This window comes from Variovorax sp. OK212 (assembly GCF_900112425.1).
In the GTDB taxonomy this organism is placed as follows: domain Bacteria; phylum Pseudomonadota; class Gammaproteobacteria; order Burkholderiales; family Burkholderiaceae_C; genus Variovorax.
In genome coordinates this window covers 129,547-151,904 of record NZ_FOLP01000016.1, presented here as the reverse complement: position 1 = coordinate 151,904, position 22,358 = coordinate 129,547, and the positions used below count along the sequence as shown (strand labels likewise).

At 70.1% G+C, this 22,358-nt stretch carries 23 protein-coding genes and 1 pseudogene; 8 read left to right on the top strand and 16 right to left on the bottom strand.

Annotated features, from left to right (window positions below):
- The first annotated feature begins 284 nt into the window (after positions 1–284).
- Positions 285–527 carry a hypothetical protein gene (locus BM004_RS31315; protein ID WP_143072578.1) on the top strand — a complete coding sequence of 81 codons (243 nt, stop codon included), beginning with the start codon at positions 285–287 and terminating at the stop codon, positions 525–527.
- Between the two features lie 3 nt (positions 528–530).
- Here BM004_RS31315 and phnX read toward each other — a convergent pair whose 3' ends face one another.
- Genes phnX through phnD form a run of 5 tightly spaced genes read right to left on the bottom strand, consistent with a single transcriptional unit; the run spans position 531 to position 5,036 of the window.
- Positions 531–1,361, bottom strand: a complete 831-nt coding sequence (phnX, locus tag BM004_RS31310; RefSeq protein ID WP_093219161.1) for a phosphonoacetaldehyde hydrolase — start codon at positions 1,359–1,361, stop codon at positions 531–533.
- Between the two features lie 37 nt (positions 1,362–1,398).
- Positions 1,399–2,490: an iron-containing alcohol dehydrogenase PsrA gene (gene psrA, locus BM004_RS31305; protein WP_093219160.1), complete on the bottom strand. Its 1,092-nt coding sequence runs from the start codon at positions 2,488–2,490 to the stop codon at positions 1,399–1,401.
- Positions 2,491–2,536: 46 nt separating this feature from the next.
- Complete coding sequence (gene phnE, locus BM004_RS31300; RefSeq protein WP_218152755.1) at positions 2,537–3,373, bottom strand: phosphonate ABC transporter, permease protein PhnE; 837 nt, start codon at positions 3,371–3,373, stop codon at positions 2,537–2,539.
- A complete protein-coding gene (gene phnC / locus BM004_RS31295) occupies positions 3,370–4,170 on the bottom strand; it encodes a phosphonate ABC transporter ATP-binding protein (RefSeq protein ID WP_093219157.1) in 801 nt (266 codons plus the stop codon). The genes phnE and phnC overlap by 4 nt, the downstream gene beginning before the upstream one ends.
- Positions 4,167–5,036 carry a phosphonate ABC transporter substrate-binding protein gene (phnD, locus tag BM004_RS31290; RefSeq protein WP_093219155.1) on the bottom strand — a complete coding sequence of 290 codons (870 nt, stop codon included), beginning with the start codon at positions 5,034–5,036 and terminating at the stop codon, positions 4,167–4,169. The genes phnC and phnD overlap by 4 nt, the downstream gene beginning before the upstream one ends.
- 143 nt (positions 5,037–5,179) lie before the next feature.
- Between phnD and BM004_RS31285 the strand changes: the two genes are divergently transcribed.
- Both BM004_RS31285 and BM004_RS31280 read left to right on the top strand, forming a co-directional pair.
- Positions 5,180–6,079, top strand: coding sequence for a LysR substrate-binding domain-containing protein (locus tag BM004_RS31285; protein ID WP_093219154.1), 900 nt, complete (start codon positions 5,180–5,182; stop codon positions 6,077–6,079).
- A complete protein-coding gene (locus BM004_RS31280; protein WP_143072577.1) occupies positions 6,072–6,467 on the top strand; it encodes a hypothetical protein in 396 nt (131 codons plus the stop codon). Before BM004_RS31285 ends, BM004_RS31280 begins: the two co-directional genes overlap by 8 nt.
- Here the strand turns inward: BM004_RS31280 and BM004_RS31275 are convergent.
- Complete coding sequence (locus BM004_RS31275; protein ID WP_093219151.1) at positions 6,455–6,856, bottom strand: winged helix-turn-helix transcriptional regulator; 402 nt, start codon at positions 6,854–6,856, stop codon at positions 6,455–6,457. The two genes, BM004_RS31280 and BM004_RS31275, sit on opposite strands and share 13 nt — an antisense overlap.
- 55 nt (positions 6,857–6,911) lie before the next feature.
- Between BM004_RS31275 and BM004_RS42140 the strand changes: the two are divergent.
- The 4 genes and pseudogenes from BM004_RS42140 to BM004_RS31260 form a co-directional block, all read left to right on the top strand.
- Positions 6,912–7,214, top strand: a pseudogene (locus tag BM004_RS42140) (nuclear transport factor 2 family protein); the annotation flags it as partial.
- Complete coding sequence (locus BM004_RS31270) at positions 7,188–8,012, top strand: SDR family oxidoreductase (RefSeq protein ID WP_093219205.1); 825 nt, start codon at positions 7,188–7,190, stop codon at positions 8,010–8,012. The pseudogene BM004_RS42140 and the gene BM004_RS31270, both read left to right, overlap by 27 nt.
- Before the next feature lie 71 nt (positions 8,013–8,083).
- Positions 8,084–8,965 (top strand): amidohydrolase family protein, encoded by an 882-nt coding sequence (locus BM004_RS31265; RefSeq protein ID WP_093219149.1) that lies wholly within the window; start codon positions 8,084–8,086, stop codon positions 8,963–8,965.
- A 59-nt stretch (positions 8,966–9,024) separates the two neighbouring features.
- Positions 9,025–9,636 carry a DUF938 domain-containing protein gene (locus BM004_RS31260; RefSeq protein WP_093219148.1) on the top strand — a complete coding sequence of 204 codons (612 nt, stop codon included), beginning with the start codon at positions 9,025–9,027 and terminating at the stop codon, positions 9,634–9,636.
- Here BM004_RS31260 and BM004_RS31255 read toward each other — a convergent pair.
- Positions 9,633–10,019: an ester cyclase gene (locus tag BM004_RS31255; protein ID WP_093219146.1), complete on the bottom strand. Its 387-nt coding sequence runs from the start codon at positions 10,017–10,019 to the stop codon at positions 9,633–9,635. The two genes, BM004_RS31260 and BM004_RS31255, sit on opposite strands and share 4 nt — an antisense overlap.
- Before the next feature lie 4 nt (positions 10,020–10,023).
- On the bottom strand, positions 10,024–10,626 hold the full coding sequence (locus tag BM004_RS31250) for a DJ-1/PfpI family protein (RefSeq protein WP_093219145.1): 603 nt from the start codon (positions 10,624–10,626) through the stop codon (positions 10,024–10,026).
- Between the two features lie 105 nt (positions 10,627–10,731).
- Between BM004_RS31250 and BM004_RS31245 the strand changes: the two genes are divergently transcribed.
- Positions 10,732–12,066, top strand: coding sequence for an aminotransferase-like domain-containing protein (locus BM004_RS31245; protein ID WP_093219143.1), 1,335 nt, complete (start codon positions 10,732–10,734; stop codon positions 12,064–12,066).
- Between the two features lie 43 nt (positions 12,067–12,109).
- Here the strand turns inward: BM004_RS31245 and BM004_RS31240 are convergent, their stop codons facing one another.
- The 8 genes from BM004_RS31240 to katG form a co-directional block, all read right to left on the bottom strand.
- Positions 12,110–13,750, bottom strand: a complete 1,641-nt coding sequence (locus tag BM004_RS31240) for an SMP-30/gluconolactonase/LRE family protein (protein ID WP_093219203.1) — start codon at positions 13,748–13,750, stop codon at positions 12,110–12,112.
- Between the two features lie 226 nt (positions 13,751–13,976).
- A complete protein-coding gene (locus BM004_RS31235; RefSeq protein ID WP_093219142.1) occupies positions 13,977–15,002 on the bottom strand; it encodes a Bug family tripartite tricarboxylate transporter substrate binding protein in 1,026 nt (341 codons plus the stop codon).
- A gap of 19 nt (positions 15,003–15,021) precedes the next feature.
- Positions 15,022–16,017 carry a Bug family tripartite tricarboxylate transporter substrate binding protein gene (locus tag BM004_RS31230; protein ID WP_093133056.1) on the bottom strand — a complete coding sequence of 332 codons (996 nt, stop codon included), beginning with the start codon at positions 16,015–16,017 and terminating at the stop codon, positions 15,022–15,024.
- 21 nt (positions 16,018–16,038) lie between these two features.
- Complete coding sequence (locus BM004_RS31225) at positions 16,039–16,635, bottom strand: 2-dehydro-3-deoxy-6-phosphogalactonate aldolase (RefSeq protein WP_093219140.1); 597 nt, start codon at positions 16,633–16,635, stop codon at positions 16,039–16,041.
- Positions 16,632–17,555, bottom strand: coding sequence for a 2-dehydro-3-deoxygalactonokinase (locus tag BM004_RS31220; protein ID WP_093219139.1), 924 nt, complete (start codon positions 17,553–17,555; stop codon positions 16,632–16,634). The genes BM004_RS31225 and BM004_RS31220 overlap by 4 nt, the downstream gene beginning before the upstream one ends.
- Complete coding sequence (locus BM004_RS31215) at positions 17,552–18,739, bottom strand: mandelate racemase/muconate lactonizing enzyme family protein (protein WP_093219137.1); 1,188 nt, start codon at positions 18,737–18,739, stop codon at positions 17,552–17,554. The genes BM004_RS31220 and BM004_RS31215 overlap by 4 nt, the downstream gene beginning before the upstream one ends.
- Positions 18,736–19,653 (bottom strand): dihydrodipicolinate synthase family protein, encoded by a 918-nt coding sequence (locus BM004_RS31210; RefSeq protein WP_093219136.1) that lies wholly within the window; start codon positions 19,651–19,653, stop codon positions 18,736–18,738. The genes BM004_RS31215 and BM004_RS31210 overlap by 4 nt, the downstream gene beginning before the upstream one ends.
- 370 nt (positions 19,654–20,023) lie before the next feature.
- Positions 20,024–22,279: a catalase/peroxidase HPI gene (katG, locus tag BM004_RS31205; RefSeq protein WP_093219134.1), complete on the bottom strand. Its 2,256-nt coding sequence runs from the start codon at positions 22,277–22,279 to the stop codon at positions 20,024–20,026.
- Positions 22,280–22,358: the final 79 nt, after the last annotated feature.

Here is a 22,358-nt window from a genome sequence, read left to right as displayed (position 1 = left end):
AGTGGAGGACGCTGCAACTCTACGGACCCTGTCGCGCGCGTCAACACCCCATTGGTACAGGGCTATTGCACGCCGGGTGCGTGCAGGCCTACCAAGGGATGAGGCACTGTGGCAGCGCGCGGCCGGCGCGTCTTGCACATTGCGCCGCTGTTTTGCATGGCCGTGTATCGCCATTCGCGGCAGGTACACGCCCATTCGAATCGGCCGCGGGTGCACACATTCGAGATACGTCCGGCTTCTTCGATCGGGGCTCCCGAAACCCGAGAACACCAGGAGAACCCGGCATGGACGACCTCACGCCTTCCCGCTCACGCGCTCCTTCCCGCCGTCACCGGCTCGTCACGTCGATGGTCTTCAGCGCCATGTCGAGCGGCGCCGGCGCCCTCGCCATGCTGCGCCCTTCGAAGGACACCGAGCCCGGACAAATCGCTCGGACAATGCCGCCGCCAGCGCCGGCCTTGTTCAGCGAGGAAGCCGGCGAGAAACTCGATGAGAAAGTGCGCGCGGCCTTCCGGCCGATGCGCTGAGCCTCAGGCTTCGCGCTGCAGCCGCGCGATCTCGTGCACGGCGCGCGGCAGGTCGGCCACGCTGTCGATCACGATGTGTGCGCCGGCCGCGCGCAGCCGCTGCTCGGCACCGGCGCGCAGCGCTTCGCGTTCGGCCGCGGGCAGCTTGTTCAGCGCCTCTTCGGTCAGGCCCACCTCGTTGCCCGAGAGCGTCAGGCCGACGCACCACATGCCCGCGTTGCGGCCTTCCTCGATGCCGGGCGTGGTGTCGTCCACCTTGATGCAGGCGCGCACGTCGCCCACCTTCAGGGCCAGCACGTTGGCCAATGCCATGTAGGGGCCGGGGCGGCCGCCGGCCGGCAGCTCGTCGCCCGCCACCACGTGGTCGGGCACGATGCCGGCCTTGGCCGCGAGCGGCAGCAGCACGTCGAGCACCTGGCGCGGGTAGCCCGAGCACGAGCCGATCTTCAGGCCCTGCGCGCGCAGCCATGCGAGCGTGTCGATGGCGCCCGGAATGGGCTGCGAATACTCGCCCACCTTGTCGATCTGCATGGGCATGAAGCGCTCGTACAGCGCGTCGATGTCCTTCGAGCCCGGCGCCGCGCCGAAGCGCTCGACCCACTGCGCATGGATCGCGGGTTCCTCGAGCAGCGTGCGGATGTGGTCGCGCTTCGACAGGCCCATGGGGCCGCGCGCCTGCGCCAGGCTGATCTCGATGCCGAAGCTGGCGAAGGCTTCCACGAAGATCTGCGTGGGCGCGAGCGAGCCGAAGTCCACCAGCGTGCCGGCCCAGTCGAAGATGACGGCCTGGAGCTGGTGCGCGGGCAGGGCGGTGGGGGTCGTAGGTGCGTTCATGGTGTCGGTAAGGGTAAGGTGAAAGAACGTGCGGCGTTCAGGCCGCGGCGATGAAATTGCGCCCGCGTGCGCCGGCCAGGGCTTGCTGGATGCGGTCGTTCCAGTCCGATTCGGCAATGCCGTAGTGCGCCGGATCGACGCTCACGCCCAGGCTTGCCAGGAAGCCCGACAGCGTCGCCACGGCCTCGTCGATGTGCCCGGCATCGAACACCGAGAGCAGCAGCGCGTCGAGCCCGGCGTCGCGCCCGGCCGCCAGCCGCATGATCCGCGGCAGGCTGAAAGAACACGCGATGCCGTGCGGCGTGCCGTGGCTGAGCGTGATGTCGTAGGACAGCGAATGCGCGAGCGCCGTTCGCGTGTTCGAGAACGCAAGCCCGGCCTGCAGTGCCGCGGTGGCGAGCCGCTCGCGCAGCTCGGCGCTGGCCGGCTGCGCCAGCAAGGCCGGCAGCGTGGCGACGATGCTGCGCGCCGCGCTCACGGCCAGGCTGGCCGACACCGGGTTGCGGTGCACGTTCCACAGCGACTCCAGCGCGTGCGACAGCGCATCGAGCCCGCTGGCCAGCGTGGCCGCGTGCGGCAGGCTCAGCATCAGGTCGGCATCGACGATGGCGGCCTCGGGCCAGGTCCACGGCAGATGAAGCGACAGCTTGCGCGCGCGCGCCTGGTCCCACACGGTGGCCCACGGCGTCACTTCGCTGCCGGTGCCCGCGGTGGTCGGAATGGCCAGCAGCCGGCGATGCCGGCCCAGCGAAGCCGCAGCAGGCTTCGCGCCTTCGAGCACCGCCAGCAGCTCGTCGAAGCGCCCGGTGGCCGGGCGCGTGAGCATGACCTTGGCGCAGTCGATCACGCTGCCGCCGCCGAGCGCGACGACGCAGTCGACATCGGCATGGTCGCGCCACAGCCGCTCGTACATGGGCGCGAGCCAGGCCACGTCGGGGTTCGGCAGCACCTCGGTCTCGACGGCGGCGAGCCGCTCGCCCAGCAGGCCGCGCACTCGGCCGACCAGGCCGAGCGCGATCGCTTCAGGGAACGCGATGAGGATCGCGCGGCGTTCGCCCAGCAGGCGGGGGAGTTCATCGAGCGAGCCGCAGCCGGCATGCACATCGACGGGGTTGCAGTAGGTCCACATGGGGGTTCAGGAAGGGGTCGCGCAGCCGCGAACCGGAAGGGAAATGTCAGTGACGGCCATTGCGCTGGATGCGGTGGCGCAGCTGGCTCGACAGCGTGTCCGCCACGATCACCATCACGGTGATCACGATGATGCAGGTGGCCGTCTCGGGATAGCGAAAGAGCTTGAGGCTGCTCACCAGCTCGAAGCCCAGGCCGCCCGCGCCCACCATGCCCAGCACCGTGGCCGAACGCAGGTTCACCTCGAAGCGGTAGAGCACCACCGCGATCCACGCGGTGACGACCTGCGGCAGCACGCCGAACACGATCACCTGCAGCGGCCGCGCGCCGGTGGCGCGCAGCGCCTCCAGCGGGCCCTGGTCGATCTCCTCGATGGCATCGGCGAAGAACTTGCCCAGCATGCCCGCGCCGTGCAGCGCGAGCGCCAGCACGCCGGGGAACGGCCCCAGGCCCACGGCCGACACGAACACCAGCGCCAGGATCAGCTCGTTGATGCTGCGCACCACGTTCAATGCCTGCCGCGTGCTCTGGTACACCCAGCGGTTGCTCTGCAGGTTGCGCGCGGCCAGGAACGAAAGGGGAATGGCGGGCACCACGGCCAGCAGCGTGCCCCACACCGCGATCTGGATGGTCTCCAGCGCGGGCGCCATGAGCCGGCCCAGGATGTTCAGGTCGGGCGGCAGGGTGCGTCCTAGAAAGTCCAGGATCTGCGGCAGCCCCGCCGCGAGTTCGGACCAGCTGAGCTGCGCACCGGCGGCGCTCCACTGCAGCGCCCATGCGATCGCGCAGCCGCCGATGAGCAGTTGCACCCAGCTGCGGCGGCCTTCGGGCACCGGGCCGGTCCAGGCGTATTTGGTCGATTCCTGCGGGTTCATGGGTGTCATCCTCCGTGCCCGGCCATCGACGGCATGGCCAGCGCCCGCGGGCGGGCCGGGTCCTTGCGTTCGGGTTCGGGTTGCGGCAGGTAGATGCGGTCGATGTCGTCCTGGCCCATGGCCCGCGGCGCGCCGTCGAAGACCACGCGGCCTTGCGAGAGGCCGACGATGCGGTCGGCGAACTCGCGCGCGTAGTCGACCTGGTGCAGGTTGCACAGCACGGTGATGCCCAGGTCGCGCGAGGCGTCGTGCAGGTACTGCAGCACCTTGCGCGAGGTCTGCGGGTCGAGGCTCGCGACCGGTTCGTCCGCAAGAATCAGGCGCGGTTGCTGCGCCAGCGCGCGGGCGATGCCCACGCGCTGCATCTGGCCGCCCGAGAGCGAATCGGTGCGCTCGTTCGCCTTGTGCGCGAGGCCCACGCGGCCCAGGCACTCGTGGGCCAGCGCGATGTCCGCGCGGCTGAAGAAGTGCAGGACCGACGCCAGCGTCGACACCGCGCCCAGCCGGCCGGTCAGCACGTTCTTCAATGCGCTGAGCCGCGGCACCACGTTGTGGTGCTGGAAGATCATGGCCACGCGCTGGCGCAGGGCGCGCGTGTCCGCGCAGTTCACCGCGTCCATGCCGTCGACGGTGAGCTCGCCGCCGTCGGCCACGGCCAGGCGGTTCACGCAGCGCAGCAGGGTCGACTTGCCGGCACCCGACTCGCCGAGCACCACCACGAACTCGCCCGGTGCCGCGTCGAGGTCCACACCGCGCAGCACGGCGTTGTCGCCGTACCGCTTGGTGAGCTGGCGGATGCGGATCACTTCATGCTCCGCAGGTCGAGCTTGAGCACCTTGGCGGTGTCGCGCACCACGTCGTAGGCCGCGTCGCTGGTCGGCTGAAAGCCGTTGAGCACGCCCTGGTCGCCCCACGGCAGGTCTTTGACGTTGGCCAGTGCCTTGGCGATCTTGGCCTTGAGCGCGGGGTCGAGGTCCTTGCGCCAGACCATCGGCGACTCGGGAATGGGGCTGGACGACCAGACGATCTCGAGCTCGTCGGCCTTCACCTGGCCCTTGGCGATGGCGCTTGCGAGGATGCGGTCGGCCACCGCGGCGGCATCGACCTTCTTGTTGGCCACGGCCAGGATGCTGGCGTCGTGCGAGCCCGAGAAGATCACGCGGCCGAAGAAGGTGTCGGGGTCGTTGCCGGCCTGCAGCAGGCCCGCCTTGGGGAACAGGTGGCCGGAGGCGGAGGTCGGGTCGACGAAGGCGAAGGTGCGGCCCTTCAGGTCGGCGGGCTTGGCGAGGCCGCTGTCCTTGCGCGCAATGATCACGCTCCTGTACGAGCTCTGGCCCGTCTTCTTCGTCACGGCGACCGCGAAGGCTTCGACGCCGGCGACCTGGTTGGCCAGCACGTAGGAGAACGGGCCGAGGTAGGCCACGTCGAGCTTCCTGGAGCGCAGCGCTTCGATCACGCCGTTGTAGTCGGTGGCCACGAAGGGCTTCACCGGCATGCCGAGCTGCTGCTGCAGGCTGTCGAGCACCTGGCGGCTGCTTTCGATCATGGCTTGCGAGTCTTCGGCGGGGATCAGGCCGATGGTGAGGGGCGGGGCGGCCAGGGCCGGCACGGCGGCGACGGCGCAGAGCGCAAGGGCGGCCAGGCTGCGGCGCAGAAGAGGAAGGGTGTTCATGGCGTGGATGAGGCGGGGCTGAGAGGCAGGGGGACGTGAAGTGGCGGTGGGCTTCGGACTACCCCAAGGCTAAGAACGCTATGTGACACCCGCATATCAGATCGATCACGGATTTGTCACAGAACCATTCAAATAATCTATGGATGACGGCAGCCAGGCTTCGCGCTTTTCTCTCAGTGGCCCAGCACGGAAGCTTCAGCGCGGCCGCGCGCGCGGTCGGCCTGAGCCAGCCCACGCTGACCACGCAGGTGCAGGCGCTGGAGCGGCAGCACAACGTCATGCTGTTCCACCGGCAGGGGCACCGCATCGAGCTCACGGACGTGGGCGAGCGCCTGCTGCCCATCGCGCGGCAGATCGCGTCGCTCGAGCTCGATTCGTACAACCTGCTGCACGACAGCGGCGACCTGCAGTCGGGCGAGCTCAAGCTGGGCGCGGTCGGCCCGTTCCACGTGATCGAGATGGTCGACGCCTACCGCAAGCGCTATCCGCGGCTGGACGTGTCGATCCGCATGGGCAACTCGTCGGCGGTGTTCAAGGACCTCGAGGCGTATGCCGTCGACATCGGCGTGCTGGCGCGCTTTCATGAGGCGCCGGGCTTCAGCGCCACGCCGTATGCGCGGCATGCGCTGATCCTGTTCGTTCACCGCGACCATCCCTTTGCCAACCGCGGCGAGGTCCGGCTCGAAGAGCTGCACGGGCAGCCGATGCTCCAGCGCGAAAGCGGCTCCAGCACCCGTCGTGCGCTCGACGAGGCGTTCGCACGCGCGGGCGTGCGCCCGAAGCTCGCGATGGAAATCGGCAGCCGCGAGGCGATCCGCGAAGCGGCGGCGCGCGGCATCGGCATCGGGGCCGTGTCGGAAGCGGAGTTCATTCCCGATGCGCGCCTGCGCACCGTTCGCATCGAAGGCGACCCCGCCGCGACGCAGACCTACCTGTACTGCCTGCAGATCCGGCGCGAGAGCCGCGTGCTGGCGTCGTTCTTCGACGTGGCGCTGAAGCTGCGCAAGGGAGACTTCGACGACACTGCTTCGAATCATGCATAGCCGCACCACCGCTCTTTCCGCTGTCTCTGTTTTTCTGCTCACCGCGTTCGCGAACGCCCATGCCGCGACGGGCATCGAGGACATGCGCTCGAACGACACCGTGCAGGGCCTCTACGAGATTCGCGAGAAGGCGCGCGAGTTCGTCGCGAGCGAGAACGCGAAGGGGGAGGCGAAGTGGAACGCGAGCGAGCCCAACCTCAAGGTCTTCGTGCCGAGGTGCGCCGTGCCGCTGGGCGCGCGGTGGGACACGATTCGCTGGTCGTCGGTCGACAAGCGCGGCGAACTCTCGGAGCACACCCGCCGCCTGATCGCGGTGACCTGCGCGCGGAGCGTCGACCGGGCGCAGAAGTGGGACGTGCACGTCCCGGTGGCGCGTCAGCTGCCGTAGTGTTCCCTGAGCTCGGCCCACTTCAGCATCGCATCGAGCGCGGGGCACAGCCGCTGTCCCCACGGCGTCAAGCGGTAGTCGACCTTCGGCGGCACCTGCGAGTGCACGGTGCGCAGCACGATGCCGTCGGCCTCGAGCTGGCGCAGCTGCTGCGCGAGCATCTTCTGCGAGATGCCGGTCACGCGCTTTTCCAGGTCGGAGAAGCGCTGCACCTGGCCGTCGAACAGATGGAACAGGATCACCAGTTTCCAGCGGCCTTCGAGAAGGCCGAGGCAGGCCTCCACGTCGATGGCCGCTGACAGCGGCGTGTAGGCCTTGCGCGCCGGTTCTTGCGCGGGTGCGGGGCCAGGCTCATGCGAGGCGCTAACTTCTTGGTGCGTACTTCCCATGCCGCGAGCTTAGGTCGAGCATGGGCGCCTTGCAAACACAGGCTCACGCAACCCCATGACCCAGACCTATCCCGGCGCCATTGCGCGCTACCTCGCATCGCACGAAGAATCGAACACCGACCTGCTGGCCGGCTGCTTCATTGAAGACGCCACCGTGAAGGACGAGGGCGAGACCCGCCGCGGCAGGGCCGCCATCGCGGCGTGGCGACAGGCCTCCCAGGCGAAGTACCGGTTCCGGCTGACGCCGCTCGGCCTGTTGCAGGACGGCACCGAGAGCTTCCGCCTGCTGACTCGCGTCGAAGGCAACTTTCCCGGCAAGCGCGCCGACCTGATGCACGTGTTCACGCTGCGCGACGGCCTCATCGCATCGCTGGAGATCCGCAACCCGGTCGAGCTCGAAGGCCGGCGCGCGCTGGTGACCGGCGGCACCAAGGGCATCGGCGAAGCCGTCGTGGCGCAACTCACCGAGGCCGGGGCCACGGTGCTGACCACGGCGCGCAGCCGGCCCGAGTCGCCCATGAAGGCGGCCTTCGTCGCAGCCGACATCGCGACGGCTGCCGGGTGCGCCACGGTTGCGCAGGCCGTCGAAGACACGCTGCACGGCGTCGACATCGTGGTGCACGTGGCGGGCGGCTCGTCGGCGCCTTCAGGCGGCTTCGCGGTGCTCGGCGACGACGAATGGCAGCAGGCGCTGGACCTGAACCTCTACCCCGCGGTGCGTCTCGACCGCGCCCTGTTGCCCGGCATGCTGGCACAGGGCGGCGGCGTGGTCGTGCACGTCACGTCCATCCAGCGGCAACTGCCGCTGCCCGATGCGACCACCGCCTACGCCGCCGCGAAGGCCGCGTTGTCGACCTACAGCAAGAGCCTGTCGAAGGAGGTGAGCCCGCGCGGCGTGCGGGTGGTGCGCGTGTCGCCGGGCTGGGTGGAAACGCAAGCCGCCGTGGCGCTGGTCGACCGGCTGGCCAGCGCCAACGGCACCGACCACGAGGGCGCGCAGCAGATGCTGATGGACTCGCTCGGCGGCATTCCGCTCGGGCGCCCGGCGCGGCCGAAGGAGGTGGCGGAGCTCATCGGCTTCCTGGTGTCGGCGCGCGCGGGTGCGATCACCGGCACCGAATACGTGATCGACGGAGGCACCGTGCCGACCGCTTGAAGGCCCGGGTTTCTCTCGTGCCGGGCGGTCGGGCCGGGAATAATCGGCGCATCACCACCAACGAGGTACGCATGAGAGCCACCGCGCCCATCGCAGCCCTGCTCCTGGCCGCCTGCGCGGCAGCCGCGACGGCGGCGGACTACGACGGCCCCCTGTTCGACACGCACCTGCACTACAACCAGGAAGCGTGGGACGGCAACACCGGCCCGTTCCCGCCCGCCGAGGCGCTGGCGCGCATGCAGCGCAACAAGGTCAAGGCGATCGTCGCCAACTCGCGGCCCAACGCAGGCACGCAGACGCTGGCCGCATCGCGCGAGACCCGTGCCGCGGGCGTGAGCGTGGTGCCCTTCGTGCGGCTGTACCGCAACCGCGACGACTACGGCAACTGGTTCCGCGACGAGACCATCTACGAGATGGTGCAGGCCGAACTCGCGCGCGGCACCGCGAGCGGGCCCTACAAGGGGCTCGGCGAGTTCCACCTGTACGACAGCGCGAACGCCAACGGGCCCGTCGCGAAGAAGCTGATGGTGCTGGCCGAGCAGCGCAAGCTCGCGGTGCTGGCGCACGTCGACGACGAGGCCGTCGACCTGCTGATGGCCAACGCGCCGTCGAAGGGCCAGAGCCTGCGCCTGATATGGGCCCACACCGGCATCGGCGGTGCGCCCATCGAGCGTGTGCAGGCGCTGCTGGAGCGCTATCCGCTGCTGATGGGCGAGCTTTCGTACCGGCCGGGGCTGACCTGCGAGGGCGGCAAGCTCTGCCCGGCGTGGCGCGCGCTGATCCTCAAGTACCCGGAGCGCTTCATGGTCGGCTCCGACACCTGGGTCAACCAGCGCTGGAGCGCGTACGACGAGACGATGCGCGGCTACCGCGTGTGGCTCGGCGATCTGCCGAACGACGTGGCGCAGCGCATTGCCTGGGGCAACGCCGCCGCGCTGTTCGATGTTCGCTGAAGCCCCTTCACCTGTTATCCGTTATCTGTTGCCTGTACCCGTTTCAAAGACTGACCCCGATGACCGATCTTTCCCACAGCACCGCCGCCGAGCGCAACAAGCAACCCATCCTCGATGTTCTGGGCAAGGTGCTCGGCGCGCGCGGTGCCGCACTCGAGATCGCGTCCGGCACGGGCCAGCATGCCGCCTGGTTCGCCGCAGCCCTGAGCGAATGGATGTGGCAGCCGACCGATGCGGATGCGCGCGCGTTGCCCGCGCTGGCCGCGCGGGTCGCGCACGCCGGCCTGCCCAACCTGCTGCCGCCGCTGCTGCTCGACGTGACGGCCGCACAGTGGCCGTCGCAGGGGCCCGCGTTCACGCAGCGCTTCGATGCAATCTACTGCGCCAACATGCTGCACATCGCACCGCCGGCCGCGTGCGTGGGCCTGATGCAGGGTGCCGCGCGGCACTTGCGGCCCGGCGGCTTGTTGATCACCTACGGCCCGTACTTCGAAGACACGCTGCCGGCGCCGAGCAACCTTGCGTTCGACGAAAGCCTGCGCAGCCGCGACGCGTCATGGGGCATTCGCCGGCTGAAGGACGTGGAAGAAGAAGCGCGCCGCTCGGGGCTCTCGCTGCGCGAGCGGCACGAGATGCCGGCCAACAACCTGCTGCTGGTCTTCGGTCTTTAAAGCTGGCCTTCGATGGCCGCCTTGTCGATGACCGACCACACGCTCGCGATCTTCGCGTCCCTGAATTCGTAGAACACGTTCTCGGTGAACGAGACGGTCTTGCCGTTCACCGGCAGGCCCATGAACTCGCCCTTGGGCGCGCAATGGAACTGCAGCCGGCTGGCCACGCGCGGCGGCTCGGCAACGAGCAGCTGCACGCCGAAGAACAGGTCCGGGATGTCGTCGAAGTCCTTCTCCAGCATCGCGCGGTAGCCCGCCAGTCCGAGGGGCCGGCCGTTGTGCATCGCCTCGTCGTGAACGTAAGTACCCAGGTTCGCCCAGTCCTGCGCGTTCAGGCAGGCGATGTAGCTGCGATAGATGCGGGAGAGGTCCTTCGCGGTCATGGCCTCACTGTGCCAGATAGGGCGTGATGTTCTTCAGCGCGTTGGCCACGTACGCCTCCTTCTCTCCCACCGGCGCCACGTAGTGCAGCGCCGAGGTCGCGGCCTCCAGCCCTTCGGCGCGCGCGATGATCCAGGCGGCCAGGTAGGGCGAGGCAAAGCAGCCGCCCGCGGTCGCGACGTTGCCGCGTGCGAAGAAGGGCTGGTTCAGCACCTCGACGCCGGCCTCCTGCACCCAGGGCTTGGTGGTCAGGTCGGTGCAGGCCGGCACGCCGGCCACCAGGCCGAGCCTGGCCAGGATCAGGGTGCCCGAGCACTGCGCCGCAATCAGCTGACGACCTGGGTCCAGCGCCAGGCGGCCCATCAGTTCGGGGCTGGCCACCACGTCGCGCGTGCGGATGCCGCTGCCGACGACCACGGCGCCCGCATCGCGTGCCTCTTCGAGCAGCGACTGCGCGCGCACCGTCACGCCGTTCATCGACGTGACCTCCGGCGTGGGGCAGCACAGCGTGACGCGCCAGCCGGGTTTCTTGATGCGGTTGAGCACGCCCAGCGCGATGAGCGAGTCCAGTTCGTTGAAGCCGTCGAAGGTGAGGATCGCGATGTGCATGGTGGTGGTGGTGGGGTGTGCGTTGTGCGTGTGGGCGGGCGGAACACACCGATCGTAGGCAAGTCGATCAATACAATCAAAAAATTGTCATGAATACATTGAACGATGGCTGAAGCCCGCTACAAGCAACTGGTCGACCGGCTCGCCGCCGAGATCCGCGCCGGACAACCGACGCCCGGCACGCGCCTGCCCACGCACCGGCAGCTGGCCGAGCGCCACGGGTTGGCGCTGGTCACGGCGTCGCGCGTGTATGCGGAGCTCGAGGCCATGGGGCTGGTGAGCGGCGAGGTCGGCCGTGGCACCTTCGTGCGCGAGACCTCGCTGGCGCCGGGCCGCGGCCTCGACCAGCAGGCCGTGGCTGCGGGCTTGGTCGACCTGAACTTCAACTACCCCTCGCTGCCCGGGCAGGCCGAGCTGTTGCGCGGCGCGCTGCGGCAGCTTGCCGGCGGCGGTGAAGTCGAAGCGATGCTGCGCTATGCGCCGCACGGCGGGCGCATGCACGAGCGCGCCAGCATCGCCCGGCACCTTGCCGCGCGCGGGCTGAAGGTCGAGGCCTCGCGCGTGTTGATCGTCGACGGCGCGCAGCACGGCCTGGCGGTCACGGCGATGGCGCTGCTGCAACCGGGCGACGTGGTGGCGGTCGACGCCTTGACCTATCCAGGATTCAAGCTGCTCGCCGACGCCCATCGGCTCGAGCTCGCGCCGATTCCGGCCGCGGGGCAGGGGCCCGACCTCGACGCGCTGGAGCGCCTGTGCGCGAACCGGAAGGTCCGCGCCATCTACACCATGCCGACGCTGCACAACCCGCTCGGCTGGGTGATGGGCGCGAGCCGGCGCCGCCGCCTGGCCGCCATCGCGCGGCGCGAGGGCCTGCTCGTCATCGAGGACGCGGCCTATGCCTTTCTCGCCGACGAACCGCCGCCGCCGCTGGCGGTGCTCGCACCCGAAACGACGGTGTATGTCTCGGGCTTTTCGAAGAGCGTGGCGACGGGGCTGCGCGTGGGCTTCGTCGTGGTGCCCGATGCCTGGGTGCCGAAGATCGAACGCGCCATCCGCGTCACGACCTGGTGCACGCCCGGCGTGACCACCGCCATCGCCTGCGCATGGCTGGAAGACGGCACGGTCGAGCGGCTGGAGGCGCAGAAGCGCCAGGACGCCGCGGCGCGCCAGGCGATTGCCGCCGAGGTGCTCGCGGGGCTGCGCTGCGTGCGCCATCCGGCGTCGTACTTCGTCTGGCTGCCGCTGCCCGAGGAAACCCGCGCCGACCGCGTCGCGGCCGCGCTGGTGCGCGAAGGGGTGTCGGTGTCGACGGCCGAGCCCTTCGCCGCCACGCCCCATGTGCCGCACGCGCTGCGCCTGGCGCTGGGGTCGGTGGACCTGGCGAGCCTGCGCAGTGCGCTGCAGACGGTGCGGCGGGTGGTGGGCGAGCAGTCGTGGTGAGCGCCCGGATGCCGCCTGTTTCCGCAAGCCGCGAGCCGCGGGCTCAGCCTGCGAAAGTGGCCTCCGGCAGGCCGCGTGCATCCGGCAGGCTCAGCGCGAACAGCGAGCCCGACAGCGGCGCGCTGGCCAGCTGTGCTTCGTCCAGGCGCAGCGATGCGCTGGTGATGAACAGCGTGTCGAGGTTGTCCCCGCCGAAGCAGCAACTGGTCGGTCGCGGCACCGGCACGCGCACGCGCTGCATCAGCTGGCCGTCGGGCGAGTAGCGCGCAATCTGCCAGGCGTCCCACAGCGCGACCCACAGGCAGCCCTGGTCGTCGACGGTGAGGCCGTCGGGCTTGCCGTCCGATGCAGGAATGGCGATGAGCGCCTGCCGGTTGCCGATGGTGCCGCTCGCCAGGTCGAAGTCGTAGCGGTAGATGGTCTGGCGGTAGGTGTCGGTCAGGTACATCGACCGGTTGTCGGGGCTCCAGCCCATGCCGTTCGGCACGGTGAAGCCGGTGTCGACCTGCCGCCAGCTGCCGTTGCCCTCGACGCAGAACAGGTGGCCCCGGTTGGCTGCGGCGCCCATGTCCATCGAGCCGACCCACAGGCGGCCGCGGCGGTCGCACTTGCCGTCGTTGTAGCGCACGTTGGGGCGCCCTGCTTCGGGGTGGCAGAAAGGGGTGAGGCGCCGCGTCGACAAATCGAGCGCCATCAGGCCGCCCGGCGTGGCCACCAGCAGGCCGCCGCTGGCCTTGGGCACGACCAGGCTGGCCATGGTGCCGAGCGGCGTTTCGCTGTCGGCGCCGGTGGCGGCGTCGTAGCGGTGCACGGAGGGCGTGAAGATGTCGACCCAGTAGAGCGCGTTGTCCCGCGGCGACCACATCGGTCCTTCGCCGAGCAGCGAGCGAACCTGGCTCACGCAGCGCACCTCGGTGCTGGCGCCCAGTTCGGGCGGGGCCTGGGTGGCGATCGACATTGCCTTGCCGGCGGCGCTGTGCGAGATGTTGCGCGCCGCGCCGATCAGCGCGGACGACAGGCTGTGCGCGCGTGCCGCGTCGAGCCGGCTCGCGTCGGTGGCGATGGCGATGGCGCCGATGGGGCGGCCTTCGTAGTCGAAGATCGGCGCGGCGACGCCCGCGCGGCCCGGGTCGCGCTCGCCCTGCTCGATGGCATAGCCGCGCGAGCGCACCAGGTCGAACTCGGCGCGCAGCCCGGCCGGCGACACGATGGTCTGCGGCGTGAAGCGTTCCAGCGCCAGCGCCTGCACCAGCCGGCGCTGGCCCGCCGGGTCGAGGCTCGCGGCAATGGCCTTGCCGGACGCGCTGGCATGCACCGGCAGCCGCTGCCCCACCGCCGAACGCGCGGCCGGCGCGTCGCCCGCCGGCTCGCTGGCCAGGATCACCACGAAGGTGCCGTCGAGCACCGTGAGTTCCACGCTCTCGCCGAGCGCGTCGCGCAGCCTGGCGATTTCGTCCTGTGCGGCCACGCGCAGGTCGAACTCGCTCCACACGTCGTGCGCGAGCTCGAGCAGGCGCAGGCCGAGCTGGAAGGTCTTGTCGTAGGCGTTGTGCCGCAGCAGCCCTTCGCGCACCAGCGTCGCCAGGATGCGGTGCAGCGTGGCCTTGGGCAGGTCGCAGGCGCGCAGCAGCTCCGTGAAGGTCATCGGCGTGCGGCGTGCCGACACGATGTTCAGGAGGTTCATGGCCTTCTCCAGCACGCCCAGGCCAGGGGCTGCCTGGGTTGCTGCTGGAGGGGTGGCCTCCTGTGCGGGGCCGGCCGGGGTGTTCGCCGGAGAAGAGCTCGGATCGGGAGGCCCGCCAGGGGTGGCGCCGGTGCTGCGTTTCATGAAGGCACGAGAGAAGTTCCAGAGAGCGGAACAAGTGTGCCGATTCTATGCCCGGTCCGTGCCCGGCCCGCGCCGTGCCGCCTCACTCGAGCTTGATGCCGCGCCCGCGCACCAGCTCGCCCCAGCGCGCGGTCTCGCTGCGAACGAACGCGCGCAACTGCGCCGGCGTGGAGGCCTGCGGCGTCACGCCGAAGCCGGCGAAGCGCTCGCGCACCGAGGGCGTGTCCAGCGCCTCGCGCAGCAGCTGCCCGAGCCGTTCGACGCCGGCGGCGGGCACCTTCTTCGCCGCGAACAGCGCGGCCCAGCCCGCGATGACGAACTCGTCGCCGCGCGAGCGCAGCACCGGCACGCCCGGCAGGCTCGCCAGCGGCTGCGCCGAGGTGACGGCCACCGCGCGCAGGCGGCCCGCCTGGATGAGCGGCAGCGCAACCGGCAGGTTCATCACGCCCAGCGACACGGTGCCGGCCACCACGTCGGGAATCAGCACGCTGTCGCCCTTGTAGGGCACGGCCAGGATGCGCGCGCCCAGCTTCTGGTTCAGCAGCTCGGTGGCCAGGTGCGACAGCGTGCCGACGCCGCTGTTGCCCGCGCTGAGTTCGCCGGCGCGGCCCTTGGCCACGAGATCGTCGATGCCGTGCAGGGGCGAGTTGGCAGCCACGGCCAGCACCAGCGGCTGTGTCGAGATCATGCCCACGGGCTGGAGGTCGCGCTGCACGTCGTAGCCCAGGTCGTTGCGCAGCGCGGGCAGGATGGTCATGGTGGTGCTGCCCAGCAGCAGCATGTGGTCGTCGTGGCTCGACGTCACCGCCAGCGTGCCCGTGATGCCGCCCGCGCCAGGGCGGTTGTCCACCACGATGGGCTGCCCGATGCGCGGTCCGATCAGCTCGGCCAGGATGCGCAGCGAGCCGTTGCCCGCGCCGCCCGGCGCGAAGGGCACGATGGCGGTCAGGGGCCGGGTGGGCCATGCGCCCGCTGTGCCCGCCGTGGCTGCCGTGGCTGCCGTGGTCCCTGTGCCCGCATCGCTGGCCCATGCAGGCCAGGCGCCCGATGCAAGCGATGCGGCAAGCAGCCCGAGGGCCCGGCGTCGTGGGAGCGATGAATGGGTCATGGTCGGCTCCGGGCGCGGGCTACTCGGCCTTGATGCCCGCGTCGGTCACCAGCTTCTTGTAGAACGCCGATTCGTCGCGCACGGTCTTCGCGAACTCGGCGGCGGTGGAGCCCACGCGCACCACGCCGCGGTCGCGCAGCTTGGCCTCGGTGTCGGGCAGCCGCAGGAACGCCTGGATCTCGGTGGAGAGCTTCTCCACGATGGCGCTCGGCGTGCCCGCGGGCGCCATCACGCCGTGCCAGGGGTTCATCTCGAAGCCGCTCACCGCCTGGGCGATCGGCGGCAGCTCGGGCGCGAAGTAGACCGACTTGGCGGTCGACACGCCGAGCGCGCGCAGCTTGCCCGACTGCACCTGCGGCCACGAGGTGGCGGCCGCGTCCATGGAAGCGTCGATCTGCCCGCCCAGCAGGTCGGTGAGCATGGGCGCCGAGCCCTTGTACGCCACGTGGACCATCGAGGTGCCGGTCTTCTGCATGAAGAGCTCCATGCCCACATGCAGCGCCGACCCCGCGCCCGAAGAGCCGTAGCTGAGCTTGCCGGGGTTCGCCTTGAGGTACGCCACGAACTCGGGCACGGTGCGCGCCGGCACCTTCTGCGGGTTCACCACCAGGATGAGCGGCGTGATGCCCACCAGCGTCACGGCGGCGAAGTCCTTCACCGGGTCGTAGGGAAACGACTCCGGCTTCATGGCGGGGTTGATGGCGTTCGCCGCCACGTTGCCCATGCCGAGCGTGTAGCCGTCCGGCGCGGCCTTGGCGACCACCGCCATGCCCACGCTGGAGCCGGCGCCGGGCTTGTTGTCGACCACCACGGCCTGGCCCCACTTGGTCTGCAGGTGCACGGCGATCATGCGCGCCATGACGTCGGCGGCGCCGCCGGCCGGCACGGGCACGATCAGCTTGATGGGCTTGGACGGGTAGGCCGGCGGTTGTTGCGCCTGCGCGGCGCCCAGCGCGGGAAGCAGCGCGCAGGCCAGCGCGATGCGCAGCAGGGTTGTCTTGGGGGTGCGTGTCATCGATGTCTCCTCGAAGGGTGTTCAGGCGGCCGACCAGCGATCGACCAGTGCGCGGGCACGGCCCGCCAGTTCGGCGGGGGCGATGCCCGGCGTGTACAGCGCCGAGCCGATGCCCACGCCCGCGGCGCCCGCCGTCTTGAACGCCGCGATGGTGCCGATGTCGACACCGCCGACGCTGAACATCGGCGTGCCCGTGGGCAGCACCGCGCGCCAGGCTTTCAGCGCGGCGGTGCCGAGCAGTTCGGACGGAAAGAGCTTGAGCGCGTCGGCGCCGGCGGCCAGCGCGGCAAAGGCCTCGGTGGGCGTGGCCACGCCGGGCATCGCGTACATGCCGCGTGCCTTGGCGCGCTGCACGACCTCGGCATTGAAGTGGGGCGACAGCACCAGGCTCGCGCCCGCGTCCGCCACCTGGTCGACCTGCTGGCTGCCGAGCACCGTGCCCGCGCCGATGCGCAGGCGGTCGCCGAACGCGCGCGACAGCGCCTCGATGCTGGCCAGCGGACGCGGCGAGTTCAGCGGCACCTCGATGCAGCGAACGCCGCCTTCTTCCAGCGCATGGGCCACCGCCAGCGCCTCTTCGGGCGACACGCCGCGCAGGATGGCGATCAGGCCGTTCATGCCGGCGCTTTCATGCGAGCGGTCACCAGACCCGCTTCGAGCGCAACGCGCCATTGCCCGCGCGTGGTCGCGCCGTCGCTTGCGCGGGTCGAATCGATGCCCGCCAGCCGCAGCGCCGTTTCATAGCGGCTGCACAGGTCGTCGTCGCCCAGCAAGGTCACGCTGCGTTGCGGATGGCGCGCCGTGGCGCTCGCGATCTCGATGCCGATGAGGATGCCCGAGAGGTAGTCGGGCAGGCCCTGCGCGTCGATGTCGCCCATCAGGCCCGCGGTGCGCGCCGCGAAGATCACATGCGGTGCATTGGCATGCTCGCGCAGCCCCAGCCTGACGCCGGCCTCGAAGGTCTCGGGGCGCGCGGCGCCGAATGCCATGAGCCGCCCCAGGATGCCGTGCCTGGTGAGCAGGCCGTAGAGCTCGCCGGTCATGAAGGTCTCGAAGCGGTCGACGGCGCCGCCTTCGCCCAGCCAGGCCCATTTGCTGTGCGTGCCCGGCAGCACGCAGCAGCTGCCCGCGGCCAGCGCCGCGCCCCAGAGCTGCGTTTCCTCGCCGCGCATCACGTCGTGAACGCCGTCGCCGCCCATGCAGCGGATGCCGGGCACGATGTGCAGCACGGCACCGGGCCGGACTTCCACGCGCACCAGCTGCGATGCGGCCGACAGCAGGCCCGCGGGGCATTCGACGTAAGGTGCCTCCTGCCAGCCCTGGCGGCTGCCGATCATTCCGCTCGCGATGAGCGGCACGGCATGCGTGTCGATCCAGTCCGCGCACAGCGACAGCAGCGCCTGGGCAAAGCGGCGCTCGGGCACGGCCATGATGCCGCCGGGCGCGCTGCGCGCTTCGATCAGCCCGCCGCCTTCGTCGAGCAGGCTGGCACGCAGGTTGGACGTGCCCCAGTCAATGGCGATCAAGGATGCCTTCATTGCGAATGGCCTTTCTTTCTGAGGAACTGCCAGACCTCCGGCGCGGGCTCGATGCCCAGCCCCGGCCCTTCGGGCAGGTGGAAGGCGCCGGCCTCGCAGCGCATCGCGGTCTTGACGTACGGGAGGTTGCGGTCGAACACCGAGTGCTGGTATTCGTGCATGGGTGCGTTGGGCAGCGCGGCCGTCGCATGCAGGCTGGCGGCCTGGTAGATGCCCAGGCTGATGCTGGCGTGCGGGATCACCTTCATGTGGAAGGCGTTGGCCATGCGGCCGATCTGCATGAACTGGCTGATGCCGATGTGGCCCATCTCGGGCTGCACGATCGACATCGCGCGGCGCTCCAGGCGCGGGCGGTACTCGAACACGGTGCGCCATTCCTCGCCGAGCGCGAGCGGCACGCGCACGCTGGCGCCCACGTGGGCCTGGCCCTCGATGTCCTCCGGCTGGCAGGGCGCCTCCACGAAGTAGGGCACGTAGGGCACGAGCTGGTCGATCAGCTGGATGGCCTCCTGCGCGGTGAACTTCCAGTGCAGGTCGACCATCAGCTTGACCGCGTCGCCCAGGCCTTCGCGCAGCGCGCGCATCTCGGCGACGATGCCGTCGAAGGACACGGCCGCGTGGTACTTGAAGGCGTCGAAGCCCTTGTCGACGAAGCTGCGCGCCAGCGCCACCCGCGCCTCGAGCGTGGCGCCGGGCAGGCCCGACACGTAGGCCGGCACCGTCTGCAGCCGCTGGCCGCCGAGCAGCTTGACCACGGGCTGGTCCACCAGCTTGCCGAACAGGTCCCACACCGCGATGTCGATGCCCGCGATGGCGTCGACATAGAAGCCGCCGAAGAAGCCGCGCACGCGCATCAGGTCGTACAGGTCTTCCTGGATCACCACCGCGTCGCGCGGATCGCGCCCCACGATGACCGGGCCGATCACGTCGTCGATGATGCTGGTCACCGCGTCGGGCGCGACGATGCCGTAGGTCTCGCCCCAGCCCACGGTGCCGTCGTCGGCCGTGATCTTGATCAGCACCGACATGTCGGTGGAGGGATAGATCGCGCGGTTGCCCTGGCGCACGAGGTAGCCGCGTTCGTTGACCTGCTCGCCGGGGCCCAGCGGGCCCAGGTAGGGGGTGTCGCGCGGCAGCGAGACGATGAAGCTCTCGACCTGCGCGATTCTTGCAACGGCCGTCATGGCAGCTGGTCCTGCGGCAGCAGCAGGTCGCCGATGTCGCCCAGGAAGGCGTCGACGTCCGCCGCGTCGAGCGCGTCGAGCAGCGGGCCCGGCATGCGCTGGCGCGTGTCGGCAATGAGCCCGCGCTTCTTCAGCACGTACTTGGTGAGCGACCAGCGGAACACCGCCTGCACGTTGAGCACCGGCAGCATGCGCGTGAAGAGCGCGCGCACCCGGTCGGCGTCGCCTTCGCGGTGCGCCTTGAAGAGCGCCGTGTGCACCTCGGCCAGCTCGATGGCGGGCATGGTGCCGGCCGCGCCGCGGCGCAGTTCGTCGGTGATGTAGCGCCCGCCCGCGCCGCCGAACACACCCAGAAGGTGTGCGGGGCCGCGGTCGCGCAGCACCGTGAGGCGTTGTCCGCTCGGCAGCGTTTCTTCCTTCACGTAGCGGATGGCGGGCACGGCCGCGATCACCTCGAGCAGCACTTCGGGGTCGAGCCCCGCGCCCACGGGAAGCGGCACGTTCTGCAGCATGAGCGAGGCCTCGGGCGCGGCCTTGGCGACCTGCGTGAAGTAGCCGATCTGCTCCGCGGCGCTCTTGCGATCCGGGGGCACCGCCACCATCAGCGCCGCCGCGCCGCGCGCGCTGGCCGCGGCGGCGAGCCGGCCCGTGAGGGCCGCGTCGCTGCTGGAGACGCCGGCAATCACCGGCACGCGGCCCGCGACTTCGTCGAGCACGGCATCGACCAGCGACAGCCGCTCGTCCGGCGTGAGTTGCCCCACCTCGCTTGCGACGCCGGGGTAGGTGATGCCGTCGACGCCGCACCGCAGCAAGTACGCGACGAGCTTGCGCAGCGAGCCGACATCGGGGCGGCCTTGCGCATCGAAGGGGGTGGGGAGAACGGGGAATACGCCGACGAGAGAGGGAGAGCTCATGGCTGAAGGTCTTGCTTCCAAGAAAGTTTCATTGAATGGAAAAGTTGGTGAATTATGGGCAATGGAGGCGAGGTCGATGCGAGGGTTAACCCGGTCTTCTCGTGAGTGAATATTTGAATTTCCCGTTCAATGGAAATTCGAGGCGCGTGAATGCGGCGCGCGCGAGCGCGATGCCGCCGTGCTGGCGGACCGGATCGCAAAAGTGAAACTTGGGGGAAACCGCCTGCCGCTGAGGGGTGTGGCGGTGTGTGCGCAGGAGACACGGTGTCCGTTGGCCACCGTGGGGCGTCCGCCTGCGCTGCGGGTTCAGTTCGGCGCCGGCACGCCGGAGGCTTCCCGGCCTCCGGCGTGAAAGGGCGGTGTGCCCGCCTCAGGCCAGGTCGAACCGGTCGAGGTTCATCACCTTGGTCCACACGGCCACGAAGTCGCTGACGAACTTCTCCTGCGCATCCGAGCTCGCGTAGATCTCGGCGACTGCGCGCAGCTGCGCGTTCGAGCCGAACACCAGGTCGGCGCGCGTGCCGGTCCACTTGAGTTCGCCCGACTTGCGGTCGCGGCCTTCGTACTGTTCCTTGCCCGCGACCGGCTTCCACTCGGTGGCCATGTCCAGCAGGTTGACGAAGAAGTCGTTGCTCAGCGCGCCCGGCTGTTTCGTGAAGACGCCGTCCCGCGACTGGCCCGCATTGGCACCGATCGCGCGCAGGCCGCCGACGAGCACCGTCATCTCGGGCGCGGTGAGCGTCAGCAGCTGTGCGCGGTCGACCAGCAGCACTTCGGCCGGCACGCTGAACCGGGCCCTGGTGTAGTTGCGGAAACCGTCGGCGGCAGGCTCCAGCGGCGCGAAGGACTGCACGTCGGTCTGGTCCTGCGAGGCGTCGGTGCGGCCCGGCGAGAAGGGCACCTCGACCTCGCGGCCTGCGCTGCGCGCGGCCTGCGCCACGCCCGCGCCACCGGCCAGCACGATCAGGTCGGCGAGCGAGATCTTCTTGCCGCCGGCCTGCGCGGCATTGAACTCAGCGCGGATGCCTTCGAGCACCTGCAGCACCTTGGCCAGTTGCGCCGGCTCGTTGACGGCCCAGTCCTTCTGCGGCGCCAGGCGAATGCGCGCGCCGTTCGCGCCGCCGCGCTTGTCGGAGCCGCGGAAGGTCGAGGCCGAGGCCCAGGCGGTCGAGACCAGCTGCGCGGGCGTGAGGCCCGAGGCCAGCACCTTCTTCGTCAGCGCGGCGACGTCCTGCGCATCGACCAGCGCGTGGTCGACCTCGGGAATCGGGTCTTGCCAGATGAGCACTTCGGCCGGCACCTCGGGCCCGAGGTAGCGCGCACGCGGACCCATGTCGCGGTGCGTGAGCTTGAACCAGGCGCGCGCGAAGGCATCGGCGAACTGGTCGGGGTTGGCGAGGAAGCGGCGCGAGATCTTCTCGTAGGCCGGGTCGACGCGCAGCGACAGGTCGGTGGTGAGCATGGTCGGCGCAAGGCGCTTGGACGCATCGTGCGCGTGCGGGATGGTGCCGGCACCGGCGCCGTCCTTGGCCACCCACTGGTGCGCGCCGGCGGGGCTCTTCGTGAGCTCCCATTCGTGGCCGAACAGGTTCTCGAAGAAGTTGTTGCTCCACTGCGTGGGCGTGGTGGTCCAGGTCACCTCCAGGCCGCTGGTGATGGCGTCGCCGCCCTTGCCGGTGCCGAAGCCGTTCTTCCAGCCGAAGCCCTGGTCCTCGATGCCGGCGGCTTCGGGTTCGTGCGCCACGTGCGAGGCCGGGGCCGCGCCGTGGGTCTTGCCGAAGCTGTGGCCGCCGGCGATCAGCGCCACGGTTTCCTCGTCGTCCATGGCCATGCGCCCGAAGGTGTCGCGGATGTCGCGTGCCGCGGCCAGCGGGTCGGGGTTGCCGTCGGGGCCCTCGGGGTTCACGTAGATCAGGCCCATCTGCACGGCGGCCAGCGGGTTCTCCAGGTCGCGCGTGTGCGCCACCTTGCTGTCGTCGTCCTTCACCAGCACGCCGTGGTTTTCCACCACGCCCGGCGAGCCCTTCGCATAGCGCACGTCGCCGCCGAGCCAGGTGGTCTCGCGGCCCCAGTACACGTCCTGGTCGGGTTCCCACACGTCGACACGGCCGCCCGCGAAGCCGAAGGTCTTGAAGCCCATGGTTTCCAGCGCCACGTTGCCGGTGAGGATCATCAGGTCGGCCCACGAGATCTTCTGGCCGTACTTCTGCTTGATCGGCCACAGCAGGCGGCGCGCCTTGTCGAGGCTCACGTTGTCGGGCCAGCTGTTGAGCGGCGCAAAGCGCTGCTGCCCGCGGCCGGCGCCGCCCCGGCCGTCGCCGATGCGGTAGGTGCCGGCGCTGTGCCAGGCCATGCGGATGAACAGCGGACCGTAGTGGCCGAAGTCGGCCGGCCACCAGTCCTGCGAGTCGGTCATCAGCGCGGCGAGGTCTTTCTTCAGCGCGGCGAGGTCGAGGCTCCTGAATGCGGCGGCGTAGTCGAAGTCCTTGTCCATCGGATCGGATTTCGACGAGTGCTGGTGCAGCAGGTCGATGCGCAACTGCTGGGGCCACCAGTCGCGGTTGGTGGTGCCGGCGCCTGAGGCCTGGCTGAAGGGACACTTGGCTTCGGTCTTGTCGTTGCTCATGGGGACTCCTGGTTTCGTGCTGCGGTGGAGCTTCAAATTCTCTGCCGGAAGATGGCGGGCGGCGATTGAACCGCCCAAT

Bases quoted from the DNA above. Each gene is read 5' to 3' on its own strand.
- BM004_RS31240 (WP_093219203.1), bottom strand. From the start codon at position 13,750: ATGAACCTCCTGAACATCGTGTCGGCACGCCGCACGCCGATGACCTTC.
- BM004_RS31265 (WP_093219149.1), top strand. From the start codon at position 8,084: ATGAGAGCCACCGCGCCCATCGCAGCCCTGCTCCTGGCCGCCTGCGCG.
- BM004_RS31275 (WP_093219151.1), bottom strand. From the start codon at position 6,856: ATGGGAAGTACGCACCAAGAAGTTAGCGCCTCGCATGAGCCTGGCCCC.
- BM004_RS31260 (WP_093219148.1), top strand. From the start codon at position 9,025: ATGACCGATCTTTCCCACAGCACCGCCGCCGAGCGCAACAAGCAACCC.
- psrA (WP_093219160.1), bottom strand. From the start codon at position 2,490: ATGTGGACCTACTGCAACCCCGTCGATGTGCATGCCGGCTGCGGCTCG.
- BM004_RS31210 (WP_093219136.1), bottom strand. From the start codon at position 19,653: ATGAGCTCTCCCTCTCTCGTCGGCGTATTCCCCGTTCTCCCCACCCCC.
- katG (WP_093219134.1), bottom strand. From the start codon at position 22,279: ATGAGCAACGACAAGACCGAAGCCAAGTGTCCCTTCAGCCAGGCCTCA.
- phnD (WP_093219155.1), bottom strand. From the start codon at position 5,036: ATGAACACCCTTCCTCTTCTGCGCCGCAGCCTGGCCGCCCTTGCGCTC.
- BM004_RS31230 (WP_093133056.1), bottom strand. From the start codon at position 16,017: ATGACACGCACCCCCAAGACAACCCTGCTGCGCATCGCGCTGGCCTGC.
- BM004_RS31280 (WP_143072577.1), top strand. From the start codon at position 6,072: ATGCATAGCCGCACCACCGCTCTTTCCGCTGTCTCTGTTTTTCTGCTC.
- BM004_RS31270 (WP_093219205.1), top strand. From the start codon at position 7,188: ATGCACGTGTTCACGCTGCGCGACGGCCTCATCGCATCGCTGGAGATC.
- BM004_RS31235 (WP_093219142.1), bottom strand. From the start codon at position 15,002: ATGACCCATTCATCGCTCCCACGACGCCGGGCCCTCGGGCTGCTTGCC.
- BM004_RS31215 (WP_093219137.1), bottom strand. From the start codon at position 18,739: ATGACGGCCGTTGCAAGAATCGCGCAGGTCGAGAGCTTCATCGTCTCG.
- BM004_RS31285 (WP_093219154.1), top strand. From the start codon at position 5,180: ATGACGGCAGCCAGGCTTCGCGCTTTTCTCTCAGTGGCCCAGCACGGA.
- phnE (WP_218152755.1), bottom strand. From the start codon at position 3,373: ATGACACCCATGAACCCGCAGGAATCGACCAAATACGCCTGGACCGGC.
- BM004_RS31250 (WP_093219145.1), bottom strand. From the start codon at position 10,626: ATGCACATCGCGATCCTCACCTTCGACGGCTTCAACGAACTGGACTCG.
- BM004_RS31225 (WP_093219140.1), bottom strand. From the start codon at position 16,635: ATGAACGGCCTGATCGCCATCCTGCGCGGCGTGTCGCCCGAAGAGGCG.
- phnX (WP_093219161.1), bottom strand. From the start codon at position 1,361: ATGAACGCACCTACGACCCCCACCGCCCTGCCCGCGCACCAGCTCCAG.
- BM004_RS31315 (WP_143072578.1), top strand. From the start codon at position 285: ATGGACGACCTCACGCCTTCCCGCTCACGCGCTCCTTCCCGCCGTCAC.
- BM004_RS31220 (WP_093219139.1), bottom strand. From the start codon at position 17,555: ATGAAGGCATCCTTGATCGCCATTGACTGGGGCACGTCCAACCTGCGT.
- BM004_RS31255 (WP_093219146.1), bottom strand. From the start codon at position 10,019: ATGACCGCGAAGGACCTCTCCCGCATCTATCGCAGCTACATCGCCTGC.
- BM004_RS31245 (WP_093219143.1), top strand. From the start codon at position 10,732: ATGGCTGAAGCCCGCTACAAGCAACTGGTCGACCGGCTCGCCGCCGAG.